Source organism: Verrucosispora sioxanthis, from assembly GCF_010560025.1.
GTDB classification, from domain to species: Bacteria; Actinomycetota; Actinomycetes; order Mycobacteriales; family Micromonosporaceae; genus Micromonospora; species Micromonospora palythoicola.
On the sequence record NZ_SAIY01000004.1, the window covers coordinates 107,857 to 121,684 of the forward strand.

At 70.1% G+C, this 13,828-nt stretch carries 13 protein-coding genes; 12 read left to right on the top strand and 1 reads right to left on the bottom strand.

Going from position 1 to position 13,828, the window contains the following annotated elements:
- The first annotated feature begins 346 nt into the window (after positions 1 to 346).
- The 12 genes from ENC19_RS13245 (at position 347) to ENC19_RS13300 (ending at position 11,099) form a co-directional block, all read left to right on the top strand.
- A complete protein-coding gene (locus ENC19_RS13245; protein ID WP_164447500.1) occupies positions 347 to 1,063 on the top strand; it encodes a YcnI family copper-binding membrane protein in 717 nt (238 codons plus the stop codon).
- Positions 1,064 to 1,265: 202 nt separating this feature from the next.
- Complete coding sequence (locus ENC19_RS13250; RefSeq protein WP_164447502.1) at positions 1,266 to 1,478, top strand: hypothetical protein; 213 nt, start codon at positions 1,266 to 1,268, stop codon at positions 1,476 to 1,478.
- 185 nt (positions 1,479 to 1,663) lie between these two features.
- Entirely contained in the window at positions 1,664 to 2,377 is a 714-nt protein-coding gene (locus ENC19_RS13255; RefSeq protein WP_164447503.1) for a hypothetical protein, read from the top strand.
- A gap of 182 nt (positions 2,378 to 2,559) precedes the next feature.
- Positions 2,560 to 2,772 (top strand): heavy-metal-associated domain-containing protein, encoded by a 213-nt coding sequence (locus ENC19_RS13260; protein WP_164447504.1) that lies wholly within the window; start codon positions 2,560 to 2,562, stop codon positions 2,770 to 2,772.
- Between the two features lie 41 nt (positions 2,773 to 2,813).
- On the top strand, positions 2,814 to 4,985 hold the full coding sequence (locus ENC19_RS13265) for a heavy metal translocating P-type ATPase (RefSeq protein WP_164447901.1): 2,172 nt from the start codon (positions 2,814 to 2,816) through the stop codon (positions 4,983 to 4,985).
- Between the two features lie 191 nt (positions 4,986 to 5,176).
- On the top strand, positions 5,177 to 5,719 hold the full coding sequence (locus ENC19_RS13270) for a sigma factor-like helix-turn-helix DNA-binding protein (protein ID WP_164447505.1): 543 nt from the start codon (positions 5,177 to 5,179) through the stop codon (positions 5,717 to 5,719).
- Positions 5,720 to 5,787: 68 nt separating this feature from the next.
- Positions 5,788 to 6,057 carry a zf-HC2 domain-containing protein gene (locus ENC19_RS31405; RefSeq protein ID WP_164447506.1) on the top strand — a complete coding sequence of 90 codons (270 nt, stop codon included), beginning with the start codon at positions 5,788 to 5,790 and terminating at the stop codon, positions 6,055 to 6,057.
- A gap of 367 nt (positions 6,058 to 6,424) precedes the next feature.
- On the top strand, positions 6,425 to 7,057 hold the full coding sequence (locus tag ENC19_RS13280; protein WP_164447507.1) for a metal ABC transporter ATP-binding protein: 633 nt from the start codon (positions 6,425 to 6,427) through the stop codon (positions 7,055 to 7,057).
- A gap of 8 nt (positions 7,058 to 7,065) precedes the next feature.
- Positions 7,066 to 7,941 (top strand): metal ABC transporter permease, encoded by an 876-nt coding sequence (locus ENC19_RS13285; protein ID WP_164447509.1) that lies wholly within the window; start codon positions 7,066 to 7,068, stop codon positions 7,939 to 7,941.
- A complete protein-coding gene (locus tag ENC19_RS13290; protein ID WP_164447511.1) occupies positions 7,874 to 8,662 on the top strand; it encodes a metal ABC transporter substrate-binding protein in 789 nt (262 codons plus the stop codon). Before ENC19_RS13285 ends, ENC19_RS13290 begins: the two co-directional genes overlap by 68 nt.
- A gap of 74 nt (positions 8,663 to 8,736) precedes the next feature.
- A complete protein-coding gene (locus ENC19_RS13295; RefSeq protein WP_164447512.1) occupies positions 8,737 to 10,329 on the top strand; it encodes an FAD-dependent monooxygenase in 1,593 nt (530 codons plus the stop codon).
- Positions 10,330 to 10,388: 59 nt separating this feature from the next.
- Positions 10,389 to 11,099, top strand: coding sequence for a DJ-1/PfpI family protein (locus ENC19_RS13300; protein WP_164447513.1), 711 nt, complete (start codon positions 10,389 to 10,391; stop codon positions 11,097 to 11,099).
- Positions 11,100 to 11,162: 63 nt separating this feature from the next.
- Here ENC19_RS13300 and alaS read toward each other — a convergent pair whose 3' ends face one another.
- Positions 11,163 to 13,808: an alanine--tRNA ligase gene (gene alaS / locus ENC19_RS13305; RefSeq protein WP_164447514.1), complete on the bottom strand. Its 2,646-nt coding sequence runs from the start codon at positions 13,806 to 13,808 to the stop codon at positions 11,163 to 11,165.
- Positions 13,809 to 13,828: the final 20 nt, after the last annotated feature.

Genomic DNA, 13,828 nt, shown 5'->3' on the forward strand with positions numbered 1-13,828 from the left:
CCATACATCGACTCCGGCATCGAGGCGCCGCGATCCGGTGATGTGCGGCAATGTCTATGTCGTCGATCGGGTGTGAGCGGTTCCCGCAACATCTCGAAAATCTTGGAAGCGTCGGTGCCACACAGATGGCCCGGACGGTCGCACTGGACGTTTGGCGTGCGTGGCACCCCTCACCCCTGACCGACCAGTCAGCCAAGTCGCCAAGCGGGCCCGGCTCGCAGGCCCGGCCTCCGGCCGGCCCCGAACAACCGGTTCAGATGGCTGGCGTCATGATGGACGTCCTGCGGCCGCGAGCCTGGCCGCAACTCGATCTCATCACCTGCGTCCTGGCGGAAGGATATTCGCGATGGGTAGACGCCTCCGCGGCCGGCCGTTGCTGGCCGCGCTCGTCGCGGCGACTGTGGCGGCCCTCTGGGCAAGCCCGGCACACGCTCATGTCTCGGTCACGCCCAGCCAGGTCGCGCCCGGCTCCTTCGCCACGTTGACCTTCCGGGTGCCTAACGAACGGGCCGACGCCAGTACCGTCAGCCTGCGGCTCGTCGTACCGACGGCAGCGCCGATCAACTCCGCCGCCGTACACAAACTCGCCGGGTGGCGGGCGGAGGTCGAACGAGTGCCGCTCGACGCGGCCGCCGCCCTCGACGCACCAGGAACGGACGCGGTCTCCGCCGTCACGTGGACGGCTCTCGACGACGCGGCGGCCGTCGATGGCAACCAGTTCCAGGAGTTTCGGGTGTCGCTGGGGCCATTGCCGCAGTCCGGGGAACGGTTGATCTTCAAGGCACTGCAGACGTACTCGGACGGACAGGTCAGCCGATGGATCGAAGAGCCCGCCAGCGACGGGACCGAACCGGCGAACCCCGCAGTGGTGGTGTACCTCGACCAAGCCGCCGCTGTCGGCGTCGACGAGCACGGCATGCCTATTCCCGGTGGGGCGCCCTCCGGTGACATCCGTTCGCCCGCCGCAGCCCTGGGGATCGGGATCGCGGCATTGGTGGTCGCCGTCGCCGCGCTGCTGCTCGGCCTGCTCAACAGGGCACTCGGGACGCGTCGACCACGGTGATCAGCGCCTGGCCGCTGGCGGTGACCGTCGCGGCGAGGAACCAATCGGCTCCCGGCACCCCAGTAAGTGTTTGTCGGCTCGGTGGACCATACGGTTCCCGGCACCTCCGATATCCGCACGGGTCCGAAAAGGAACACGCTTCCAGTAATCGGGCGACGGCTCGGCTCTAGCGTTGCGGCGAGTCGAGCCTTGGGAGGCAGACATGGCGCAAGAGAGCCTCGTGCACGTCCTGACGCTGTGCGGCAGCTGCAACTGCGGCTGTCCCGAGTTGTACGTCGATCCCCAGGCGCCGGTTGAGCAGCGGGTCGTCATCACCGACGACTTCGGCAACGCTATCCGTCTCAGTGGCGGGCAACTGCGTGACATCGTCGAGCTGGCCCGGGCCGGGGCGCTCGACGACGCGGCCAACGCCTGAACAGCGAGCAGCTGGACACAACCGGTCTGCCGTTCTGCTGGGTACGCACCCACCGTCCCGGCCGGGCACCCACAACGAAGGCACCGGCGGGGCGGGTGGTCCGCGATCCGGTGCATGACACGCCGTGGCTCACCGGGTGGTGGCCGCGGCGAGTCATGCGTCAGGTGGACACCAGCGGTTTCCGGGTGGTGATCCTCGGCGTGTGCCCGCTGTCGCAGCGGGTTCTCACCGAGCAGGTGACTCAGGCCGTGCGGCGGTATGACCTCGGCGCGGTTGCACGGCTGCCTGGCAGCTTCCGTACCTTCGTCCGTGCGCCCTACGGCACGTACGCCGCTGGCGACGTGGCCGGACTCCATCGGCTGCACCTGTCCGCCACCGGCGAGGCCGCATCCCGTCCCGGACACGCCACGGCACCACTTGCCGAGGCTACAGGTGTTCACCTGTACGACGACGGCTCGGTGCGCCAGGAAACCTACTGGACGCCACCGATGCCCCGGGTGCCGGCGACGGTAACCGGACCACTGCTTGCCCGAAGGCTACGGATGGCCGTCGAGGCACGGGCGTTCCTGGTCACCGCGACCGCTGTGGCGACCGAAGCGGCGATCCACGCGCTGATGCGCAATCAGGCGGCCGATCTGTCCGGCCCGGGTGGCCGGATCACCCTCGACCCCGCCGGATTCAATGCCCTGTTCCGCCCGTCAACTCCCCGTCCGGCGCGACCTCGCCTGGATCAGGCCAGAAGCGCAGCGCGACGCCACGCAGCGGGCACCGGGGCCGCCACCTGTCTGCGTCTGCCGATGGTGGACGCGCATGTGCTGGAGGCCCTGCTGGCCACTCGCGAACGTGACATCCGCAGCGGGCGGCTGTTCGACCAGGTGCGGCAGATGTTAGGGCTCTGACGGCTCCATCACCCGATCCGTTGAACCGATTGCGCGAACAGGCCGTACCATGAGCGGGAGCCGGACACGTCACGCGCCGCCCGTCACGGCTGCGGCGCCGGTCCACCCGACGGCATGGGGCAACTGCCGTCGCGCTGCTCCTCGCCTGCTGTGCGAGATCACCCACCTGAAAGAGGTTCCCCGTGCGATCGACGTACCACGTCCTCGGTATGAACTGCGGCCACTGCGTGCAGTCGGTCACCGCTGGCTTGACGGCGCTGCCCGGCGTCCGAGAAGTCGAGGTCGACCTGGCCACCGCCCAGGTGACAGTCCGCAGTGAAGGCGCGCTGGCCACCGCCGACGTGCAGCGGGCCATCGACGACGCGGGCTTCGATCTCGCGGGAGTGGTCTCGTGACCACTGCCGAACTCGTGCTGACCCCCCTGACGGTGGGCGGTATGACCTGCGTGGCGTGCGCCAACCGGATCGAGCGCAAATTGAACCGGATCGACGGGGTACGAGCCACGGTCAACTTCGCCACCGCCACCGCCACCGTGACACACCCGCCCTCCCTGCCCGTCACCGATCTCGTGGCGACGGTCGTCGCCATGGGCTACACCGCCCACCCGCCGCAGCCGGACCGCCCGGTCTCCGCCGGTGAGCACACCGACGCCGCACTGCGCCGGCGCCTGGTCATCGCCGCCGCCCTCACCGCGCCCGTGCTCGCCATTTCGATGGTTCCAGCGTGGCAGTTCGCCTGGTGGCAGTGGGTGGTAGCCGGGTTGACCGGCCCGGTCGTGGGCTGGGCTGGCTGGCCGTTCCACCGGGCCGCGGCCCTCAACGCCCGACACGGCACCGCCACCATGGACACACTCGTCTCGCTTGGCGCGCTGGTGTCCTACCTCTGGAGTGTGTGGGCGCTCCTGGCCACCCCCGCTGGCCAGCCGGGTCTGACCATGAGCCTCGACCTGCTCGGTAGCCACGACCATGCGCTGTACTTCGAAGTCGGGGCCGCCCTGGTGACATTCCTGCTGACCGGGCGGTGGCTTGAGGCACGCGCCCGATCACGGGCTGGCTCGGCGCTCCGCGGGCTCGCCGAACTTGGTGCCCGGGACGTCACCGTCGTTGCCTCCTCCGGCCAGGAACACCGGCTGCCCGTCAGAGACCTTCAGGTCGGCGACCGCTTCGTGGTGCGACCGGGCGAGAAGATCGCCACGGACGGCGTCGTCGAGTCCGGCGTGAGCGCGATCGACGCCGCCCTCCTCACCGGCGAGAGCGTGCCGGTGGAGGTTGGTCCGGGTGCCTCGGTCACCGGTGCGACAATCAACACCGGCGGCCGGCTCATCGTCCGCGCCACGCGGGTCGGCGAGGACACCCGGCTGGCGCAGATCGGCCGGTTGGTGGCGGACGCCCAGGCGGGCAAGGCGCGGGTTCAGCGTCTCGCCGACGAGGTTGCCGGCATCTTCGTTCCGTTCGTGCTGGTCCTGGCGCTGGCCACCTTCGCCGGCTGGCTGGCCCTCGCACCGGCGACCACCGCTATCGGAGTGGCGGTCGCGGTGCTGATCGTGGCGTGTCCCTGCGCGCTCGGCCTGGCCACCCCGACGGCGCTGCTGGTCGGCACCGGACGCGGTGCACAGCTCGGCATCCTGATCCGGGGTGCCGCGGCTCTGGAGTCCGCCCGCCGCATCGACACGGTCGTCTTCGACAAGACCGGCACACTTACCACCGGCCGCATGCGGGTCACCGGCGTACACCCCGCCGATGGTGTCCGGCGCGAGGAGTTGCTCCGTGCTGCGGCCGCCGTCGAGAACTACGCCGAGCACCCGATCGCGCAGGCCATCGTAATCGCCGACGGGCAACGAAACGCGGCCGGGCTGCCGACCGTCGAGCGCTTCCAGGCAACGCCAGGCCGGGGAGCGCTCGGCATGGTCGACGGTGCCCTCGTCGTCGTCGGAAACGCTCGCCACCTCGCCGATGCGGGTGTCGGCGTGGTCGAGCCGCATGCCGTGACGGACACCGTCGTGCACGTCGCCCGCGATGGACGGCTACTCGGCTGGATCAGCGTCAACGACGGTTTACGGGACACCGCGGTGCCGGCGGTCACCCGACTGCGGGCGCTCGGCCTGCGTCCCGTTCTGCTCACCGGCGACACGCCGGCCGCCGCCGGAGCGGTCGCCGAGCAGCTCGGCCCGATCGAGGTCATCGCCGGAGTCAGCCCCGAGGCAAAGGCCGCGACCATTCGTGAGCTACGTGCCGACGGGCGCGCGGTGGCGATGATCGGTGACGGCGTGAACGACGCCGCCGCCCTGGCCGAGGCCGACCTGGGGATCACCATGGCCACCGGCAGCGACATCGCGATCGAGGCCGGTGACGTGACGTTGGTACGCGCGGACGCGGGCACTGTCGATCTGACCGCCACCGTCGACGCGCTCACCCTGGCCCGAGCGACCCTTCGTACGATCAAGGTCAACCTGTTCTGGGCCTTCGCCTACAACGTCCTGATGATCCCGTTGGCCGGGCTCGGCCTGGTCAATCCGATGCTCGCCGCCGCCGCGATGGCCTGTTCCAGCCTGATCGTCGTACTGAACAGCCTGCGCCTGTCGCACTGGCAGCCATCGGGTCGGCGGTAGGTGACCGGAAGCTCGAAGGACGCGAGATGCAGCCCACTGTCGTTGCGATTGATCCCACGACGCCCTGCGGTCCGTATCACAGCAGCAGGCAGCGAAGCCTCAGTGGCTGACACGGGCGACGAACTAGCTACTACAGCTTGTCGTATCGTTGCCCCGGTAGCCGGGGTTCCGGGTGACAGAAGGAGCTGCAGGTGCCAGACGATGCCGAGATCACTGCATGGGCGATAGCCGCGGGCCACGGTGACCAGCAGGCCGCCGCGGCATTCATCCGGGCGACGCAGCACCAGGTACAGCGCATGTTCCTACACCTCGCCGGCCCCGCCGATGGCCTCGGTCTCACCCGGGAGACCTACACACGGGCGATGCGCGAATTGCCCTCGATCGTCGCCCGCTCGTCGGCATGGGTCTGGTTGCTCGGCATCGCCCGGCAGGTGGCCGTCGAGCACGCCCAGCCTGAGAAACTCGATGGGGAACGGCACGCCCGGCCCGGTCGCGGACAGGGCGTCAGCCTGAACGCCACCGACCAACTGGTCAACGACCTTACGTGGGAACAGCGTGAGGCATTCGTGGTCACCCAGATGCTCGGTCTGTCATACGCCGGGGCCGCCGCCGTCTGCGGGTGCTCTGTCGGTGACATCCGAGCACGAGTGGCGCAGGCGCGGGTGTCGTTGGTCGCGGCCGTGGGCGAGCGCCCCGCGCCTCGGTCGCTGGGTAGAAACGACGCCGCCGGCTGAGCCGATCCGTCGCAGCCGAACCCGTGCGGACGGGAACCACACGGCAGTGTCGCCCGACTATTCGTGACGTGGGGTGCGAGGCGTGGCGCGAGGTTCTGTCCGCGCAACTCGACGGTGAGGCGACACCGCACGAGCAACTCGTGCTCAGGGCGCACCTGGCGGCGTGTACCGGCTGTCAGCAGTGGTTGGCGCGGGCCGTCGAGATCACTCGCAGGGTCCGGATGTCCGGAACCGGTGTCAGTTCACGGCCGAACCGTCACCGCCCCCGGCCGACCCGACGCGGGCGGCGAGTCGGCGATCGCGGTCTCTCGACCCGCAAGGATCTGCGCCGGCCGTGACGTCCCCGGGATGGCAGCCCGGCCTTCTCCGCACTTCGCGTGGCCCGGCATCGGAGCACCGCCAGTCGACATTCGGTTCATGGGCTCGGCCCGCAGCGACACTTCGGGCCGAGCCGGAACCAGCCGGCCCGTCCGCACGACCAAAGGTACGGCTGGACGACGGCTGCGTGCCCGCGCCGGGGACGGGCCCGGCCGCTACAGCTCGTGGCCGTCGTCCAACCACCACGCAGGTGCGGGTGAACGGAGTGTTGATGACGGCCCAGGCCCGGTCGACGGCGGCGACAGCGCGATGGTGGCTGGCAACACCGGCCCGCACATGGATACACGAGCGGTGGCTGGGCGAGCAGCACACCGACCAGAACCAAACATGACCGCCGCCGCGATCACGTTCTCCGGCGTCACCTGCCGATACGGTCGCAGGACCGCGGTCGACGGAGTCGATCTCGATGTCGCCGCCGGTGAGCATGTCGCGCTGACCGGTGCCAACGGCTCCGGCAAGACGACCCTGCTCCGCGCCGCGCTCGGCCTCTACCCCACCACCACCGGAAGCATCACCGTCGGCGGGCGCCCCGCCGTCACCGGCGCCGAATGGGCCCGGCGACGCCGTGACGTGGCGTGGGTGCCGCAGCGGCTCGCACCCGGCCGATTTCCGTTGCTTGTCGACGAACTACTCGACAGCGGCGGCAACCCGGTCGCCGCCCGCGCCGCAGCCGCCCAACTCGACGTCGCCGGACTCGGCAGCCGTCCCCTGCACACGCTCTCCGGCGGGCAACTGCAACGGGTGTTCCTGGCCCGCGCCCTGGGTGCGGTCGCGGCGGGCGCGCGCGCGTTGTTCGCCGACGAACCCACCGCCGCGCTGGACTTCCACGGTCAGGAACAGGTCGCCGCTCTGCTCGCCGCGCTACCGGTGACGGTCGTGGTGGTCTCTCACGACCGGGCTATGTCACGGGCCTGCGACCGGGTGGCGGAGATGGCCGCCGGCAAGTTGCGGTTGGTCTGACATCCCTCATGGACGGCTTCCTCGATCTGCTCACGCTGCCTGCGGTGCAACGTTCGGCGATCGGTCTGCTCATCGCCGCCGTCGGTCTGCCCATCGTCGGGGTATTCATCATCGGTCTGGACATCATCGCCGTCCGGTTCGCGATGATGCACGTGGCGCTGCTCGGCATAGCTGTCGGCCTGCTCATCGGGGTGGACCCGATGCTCTGCGGACTGCTCGCCTGCGCGATCGCCGGTGCCGGTGTCGCTCCCCTGGCCCACCGCCCCACCGGGCTGCCCGGTGCGATGGGCCTGCTGATGACGTTCGCCATCGCCGCCGCCCTGCTCGTGCTCTCGGTGTCCGGGGTCAACGCCACCGGCGCGTTCGAACTGTTGTGGGGTTCCATCCTGGCCACCCGGGACGTCGACCTGATCATCCTCGGCGCGCTGACCGTGGTGGTGCACGTGCTGTTCTGGCGTTGGCGGCGCCAACTGGCACTGCTGCTGTTCGACAGGGAAATCGCCCTGTGTTCCGGCGTCGCCGCCGGGCCACTGCTGCTGGCGCTGCTGGTCGTCGTCGCGGTCGCGATCGGCGCGTCGATCCGGCTCACCGGCGCGCTGCTGGTCGACGCGCTTACCATTCTGCCCGCACTGGGCGCCCGCAACCTCGGCCGCTCCCTGCGATCAATGGTGCTCTGGGCCATCGCACTCGGCGTCACCGGCAACAGCATCGGTTTCGTGGTGGCACTGCTGCTCGACCAGCCACCCGGCCCCGTCCTCGTCCTGGTGGCCGGCACCTTGACCCTGCTCACCTACCTGATTCCCGAAGGAGCACGTGATGCGATTGATCCGGGCCACCGCGTTGACCGCGGTGGCGACCCTGTCCCTGCTGGTCAGCGGCTGTAGCAACACTGATGATCCCGCCCCGAGCGGCAGCGTGGCGCCGACCGCGCAGGGGCCGAAGGTCGTCGCCTCCACCAGCTGGGTAGGCGCATTCGCCAAGGCCGCCGGGGCCACAGACGTCACGGTGGTCGCCCCCGCCACCGTCCAGCACCCGCCGGACTACGACCCCAAGCCCAGTGATCTGGCCGCCGTCACCGACGCCGACTACATCCTGTTCGCCGAGTTCGACGGCTTCGCCCCGAGGCTGAAGGAGGCCGCCGGCGGCACCGGCCAGCTCATCCCCGTCCAGTTGGAGAACACCCCCGACGCAATCCGGTCAGAGGTGACCCGGCTGGCTGGAGTGTTCGGCACCACCGCCACCGCCGAGGGGTGGCTGAGCACCTTCGACACCGAGTACGCCAAGCTGTCCCAGCAGATCAGGTCGGCGCTGCCGAATCCCCCTCCGGTCGCCGCGTCGCACCTGTTCATGGCGTACTGGGGTGAGTTCGCCGGGCTCACGGTCGCCGGCACCTACGGGCCGCAGCCGGTCACCCCGAGCCAGTTGGCCGATCTAACCGCGAAAAAGCCGAAACTGGTGCTGGCCAACGCTCACCTGCCGGGCGCCAACCCCGACATCCCCAGCGCGAAACGAGTCGACATCGTCAACTTTCCGGGTGCGGATCTGGACCTGCTCGAAGTGTTCCGGACCAACACCGAACGACTGGTCGCCGCCGTCGCCTCCTGAACGGATCCGGCCGGTCCAACCGGTGGGGAGCACCGCGGTCGTGCCCCCACCGGCCTTGTGGAGGAAGCAGCACGATGATCCCCGTCCTCATCGTCGGTGGTGGGCCTGTCGGGCTCGGCCTGGCCATCCGCCTCGCTCAGCTCGGCGTACCCAGCACGCTTGTCGAACAGCACCCGGACACCGCCACGTTTCCCAAAGGGCGAGCGTTGAGTGTCCGCAGCATGGAGATCTACCGGTCGTGGGGGCTGGAGTCGGAGATCACCGCCGCCGGGCTACCCCGCGATCACCTGGCCTTCTACACCGGTCGCACCCTGGTCGACCCCGACGGTACCCGCATCGTCACCAGCCCCGCCGCCCGGCCATCGATGGCGAGCCCCACCTACACCCTGCTCTGTTCCCAGGACCGTCTCGAACCACTGTTGCGGTCCCACGCAGAGCGGCTCAACCCGGGACGGATCCACTTCGGGACCCGTCTCACCGCCCTGCACGTCGACGCCGAACACGCATCGGCCGAACTCGTCACCGGCAACCGCCGTCACCTGCTGGCGGCCCGGTGGGTGGTCGCCGCGGACGGCGCCCGCAGCAGCGTCCGCGAACAGCTCGGCATCGCCATGACCGGACCCACCGAGGTCTCCCACAACCTGAACATCCTCTTCGACGCCGACCTCGGTGCCCACGTCGCCGACCGGCTCAGTGCCGTGTACACGATCAGCCGTCCCGACCTACACGGGACGTTCCTCGCCGTCGACAACGAACGGCGCTGGCTGTTCAACATGGTCGCCGATCGAGATGGCCCCGGCCCGGACCGGATCGACGACAGCAGGTGCGTGGCGATGATCCGCAGTGCTTCCGGACTGCCCGGGCTGCCGGTCAGGCTCGTCGCGCGGCAGGTGTGGCACGCCGCCGCCCAGGTAGCGGACCGGTTCCGCGTCGGCGTGGTGTTACTGGCCGGGGATGCCGCCCACGTCACCACCCCGTACGGTGGGTTCGGCCTGAACTGCGGCATTGGCGACACCGACAACCTCGCCTGGAAGCTCGCCGCCGTACACCACGGCTGGGCCGCCCCCGCGTTGCTCGACACCTACCACGACGAACGGCGACCGGTGGCGCTGGCCACCGCCCACGAGAGTCACCTGCGGCTGACCGACGCCCTCGCCGCCCACCGGGCGGGGGCCCCGCCACGTGCCCGTCCCAGCGACGGACTCGTCCTCGGCTACCACTACGCCTCCGCCGCTGTGGTCCCCGACGGCACTCCGGTACCGCCCGGTGATCCGGTCACCGACCACCAGCCGACCGGTCGGCCCGGACACCGCCTGCCGCACGCCTGGCTGGACGACGACCCGTCCCGCTCCACGCTCGACCTCCTGGCCGACGACGGATTCACCCTGCTCGTCGCCGACGACACGGCTGCCGCCTTCCAGCCGATGTTGGAGAAGGCCCGGCAGCATCACATCCCGGTGGCGACCCGTCCGCTGACCAGACTGCTGTCCCGAGAATGCCTGCGGCAGTACCTCGACATCTGCGGCGTCCCCCCGGGTGGCGGCCTCCTCGTCCGACCTGACGGGCACGTGGCCTGGCGACAGGGTGACGCTGACGTGCCACCGCGCAACCTCATCGCGGACCTTGTCCGGCCGGCGTCCAACAACCATACACATCGACGGAACTGAATGACAGGGGTAGCCGACTGATTGAGTACAGGTCATTCACCAAGCAGAGGGGCACCGCCATGGACCGTCGAAGCGTCCTGCGCGCCACGATCGCGACCGGAGCCACAGCCACCGCCGTCGGCGCGGTCGCCGGCGCCTCGGCAGCCACCGCCAGTGCGCCGAAGCGGCCCGTGCGGGTGCACATCCTGATGTACCCGGGGGTGGAGGAGATGGATTTCGCCGGCCCGGTCGAGGTGTTCGGCATGGCCCGCGGGCTCGGCGGTGACATCACCACCACCCTCGTCACCGTGGACGCCACCAGCCCGGTGACCGCCACCCACGGCACCCGGGTCGAGGCGACCGGCCGCTGGTCACCCCGGGAGACAAACCTCCTCGTGGTGCCCGGCGGCGGCTACCGGCGGGCGGACACCCCAGGCGTGGCGTACGAGATCCAGCGTGGCGTCCTGCCCGCAGCCATCCGCGCCGCGCGCCGCCGCGGCCTGACCATCGCCGGCATCTGCACCGGCACCATGCTCCTGTCGGCGGCCGGACTCACCGCCGGGCGACCCTGCATCACGCACCACCGCGCGGCCGACGACCTGCGGGCCCAGGGCGGCATCGTCACCGACGCACGCGTGGTCGACGATGGCGACCTGGTCACCGCCGGTGGTGTCACCTCGGGCCTGGACCTCGCGCTCTGGCTGGTCGAGCGCCAACTCGGCGCGGCGCTCGCGGTTCAGGTCGAGCAGGTGCTGGAGTACGAACGGCGCGGCACCGTCTGGCGCGCCTGACCCCGCGCGGTGATCCGCTCTGTCAAGCCGCGACGCGTGCCAGCCAGGAGACCGCCGGGGACGTCACGCGGTGGTGATGAGGTCGCGGAGCCTCACCAGTAGGTCGGCCGGGTCGCCGGTGGCTTTACCCTGGGCGAACGCCGGGCTGCCGCCGCCACGGCCGGCCAGGAGGAGCTTGATCAGGTCGGCGGCGGAGAGGCCGCGTTCCAGACCGGTGGGGGTGACGGCGACGACGATGCTCGCCCCCGCGACGACGCCGACGACGCCGGGGCGGCGGCCGAGCCGGTCCGTGACCTTCTCCGCGAGGCGTCGGCCGTCGCCGGTGGTGGTAACGCCGACGTAGGCGACACCGTCGAGGTCGACGGCATGGGCGGCGTACCTGTCGGCGTCCAGGTCGATCAGCCGGTCGCGGAGGTCGTTGGCTTCGCGTTCGATTTGCTTCATACGTGCGAGCAGGGTGGTGACCCGGTCGGGTAGTTCCTCGGGACGGGCCTTGAGTTGGGCGGCGAGTTGACCGACGAGGTCGCGTTCGCGGGCCAGGTAGCGGAATGCCTCGATTCCGGTGACCGCTTCGATGCGGCGTTGGCCGGCGCCGACCGATGATTCGCCGGTGAGTGCGAGGGAGCCGATCTGCGCGGAGCGGTCGACGTGGGTGCCGCCGCACAGCTCGCGAGACCATTCGCCGCCGATCTCGACGATCCGGACGGTCTCGTCGTAGGTCTCGCCGAACAACGCCAGAGCCCCCTCAGCGCGGGCCTGCTCCAGGGGCAGGTGCCGGACGTCGACGGGCAGGTCGCGGCGGATCGCGAGATTCGCGACCTCCTCGACCTCGCTGCGGGTGGCCTCGGACAGGCCGCCGCGCCAGGCGAAGTCCAGGCGCAGGTAGCCGGGCCGGTTGTACGAGCCGGACTGCAACGCGTTCGGGCCGAGGACCTGGCGCAGCGCGGCGTGCACGACGTGCGTGCCGGAGTGTGCCTGCCGGGCGCCGATCCGCCATTCCGGGTCCACGGCGGCGTGCACGGTGTCGCCGACGGCGAGGCTGCCGTCGAGGATCCTCACGGTGTGCGCGATCAGGCCCTTGACCGGCCGTTGCACGTCGATGATCTCGGCGCGCAGGTTCGGGCTGGTGAGCAGGCCGGCGTCGGAGTCCTGGCCACCACTCTCGGCGTAGAACGGGGTGCGGTCCAGTGCGACGGCGACGATGTCGCCGGCCTGGGCGGTGTGGACGGTGGCGCCGGCGGACCAGATCGCGAGGACCCGGGATTCGGTGTCGAGGGTTTCGTAGGCCAGCCAGTCCGTCGGCCCGTGCGCGTCCAGCACCGTCCGGTAGGCCGAGAGATCGGCGTGGCCGGTCTTGCGGGCCTTCGCGTCGGCCTTGGCGCGAGCGCGCTGCTCGGTCATCAGGGCCCGGAAGCCGTCGGTGTCCACGGTCAGGCCCTGTTCGTTGGCGATCTCCAGCGTGAGGTCGATCGGGAATCCGTACGTGTCGTGCAGTTGGAACGCCTTGTCGCCGGGCAGTGACGTCCGGCCGGCTTTCTTGGTCTCGGCGATCGCGGTGTCGAGGATGGTGGTGCCGGTGCGCAGCGTGCCGAGGAAGGTGTCCTCCTCGGCGTAGGCGGCCGAGGCGATTCGGTCGAAGTCGGCGGAGAGTTCCGGGTAGGACGGTGACATGCAGTCGCGGGCGACGGGTAGCAACTCGGGCAGGGCCTTGTCCTGCCAGCCGAGCAGTCGCATCGCGCGGATGGCGCGGCGCATGATCCGGCGCAGCACATACCCGCGGCCTTCGTTGGACGGGTTCACGCCGTCCCCGATGAGCATGAGCGCGGTACGCACGTGGTCGGCTATGACCCGCAGGCGTACGTCGTCGGGGTGGGACTGGCTGGCGGCGGGCCCGGAATGCACGCCGTACTGCCTGCCGGTCAGGTCGGCGGCGCGGGCCAGGATGGGACGGACCTCGTCGATCTCGTAGAGGTTGTCCACGCCCTGCAGGATGGAAGCGATCCGCTCCAGGCCCATGCCGGTGTCGATGTTCTTGTTGGGCAGGTCACCGACGATGCGGAAGTCGGTCTTCGACGCCACGTCGGCGATCTCGTACTGCATGAACACGAGGTTCCAGAACTCCAGGTACCGGTCCTCGTCGACCTCGGGGCCACCCTCGGCGCCGTAGGCGGGTCCGCGGTCGTAGTACAGCTCGGAGCACGGGCCGGCCGGGCCGGGGATGCCCATCGACCAGAAGTTGTCGGCCTTGCCCCGGCGCACGATCCGCTCAGCCGGCATGCCGGTGGAACGCCACAGGTCGCACGCCTCGTCGTCGTCCAGGTAGACGGTCGCCCAGATCCGCTCCGGGTCCAACCCGAAACCGCCCTGCTCGACCGGTGTGATGGACAGCTCCCACGCGAGGCGGATCGCGTCGGCCTTGAAGTAGTCGCCAAACGAGAAGTTGCCGTTCATCTGGAAGAACGTGCCGTGCCGTGAGGTCTTGCCGACCTCGTCGATGTCCGGTGTCCGGATGCACTTCTGCACCGACGCAGCAGTCCGGTAGGGCGCGGCCCGCTGACCGAGGAAGTACGGCACGAACTGCACCATGCCGGCGTTGATGAACAGCAGGTTCGGATCCGAGATCGCCGGCAACGGCGCCGACGGCACCACCGTGTGTCCGTTGGCCTCGAAGTGCGCCAAGAAGCGCCGCTTGATCTCCGCCGTCCGCACCAACGCCCTCTTATTGCCAT

What these genes read in the sequence shown, in the direction of transcription:
- ENC19_RS13250 (WP_164447502.1), top strand. Translation starts at nt 1,266, where the DNA reads ATGGCGCAAGAGAGCCTCGTGCACGTCCTGACGCTGTGCGGCAGCTGC.
- ENC19_RS13300 (WP_164447513.1), top strand. Translation starts at nt 10,389, where the DNA reads ATGGACCGTCGAAGCGTCCTGCGCGCCACGATCGCGACCGGAGCCACA.
- ENC19_RS13265 (WP_164447901.1), top strand. Translation starts at nt 2,814, where the DNA reads ATGACCTGCGTGGCGTGCGCCAACCGGATCGAGCGCAAATTGAACCGG.
- ENC19_RS13295 (WP_164447512.1), top strand. Translation starts at nt 8,737, where the DNA reads ATGATCCCCGTCCTCATCGTCGGTGGTGGGCCTGTCGGGCTCGGCCTG.
- ENC19_RS13285 (WP_164447509.1), top strand. Translation starts at nt 7,066, where the DNA reads ATGGACGGCTTCCTCGATCTGCTCACGCTGCCTGCGGTGCAACGTTCG.
- ENC19_RS13245 (WP_164447500.1), top strand. Translation starts at nt 347, where the DNA reads ATGGGTAGACGCCTCCGCGGCCGGCCGTTGCTGGCCGCGCTCGTCGCG.
- ENC19_RS13290 (WP_164447511.1), top strand. Translation starts at nt 7,874, where the DNA reads ATGCGATTGATCCGGGCCACCGCGTTGACCGCGGTGGCGACCCTGTCC.
- ENC19_RS13280 (WP_164447507.1), top strand. Translation starts at nt 6,425, where the DNA reads ATGACCGCCGCCGCGATCACGTTCTCCGGCGTCACCTGCCGATACGGT.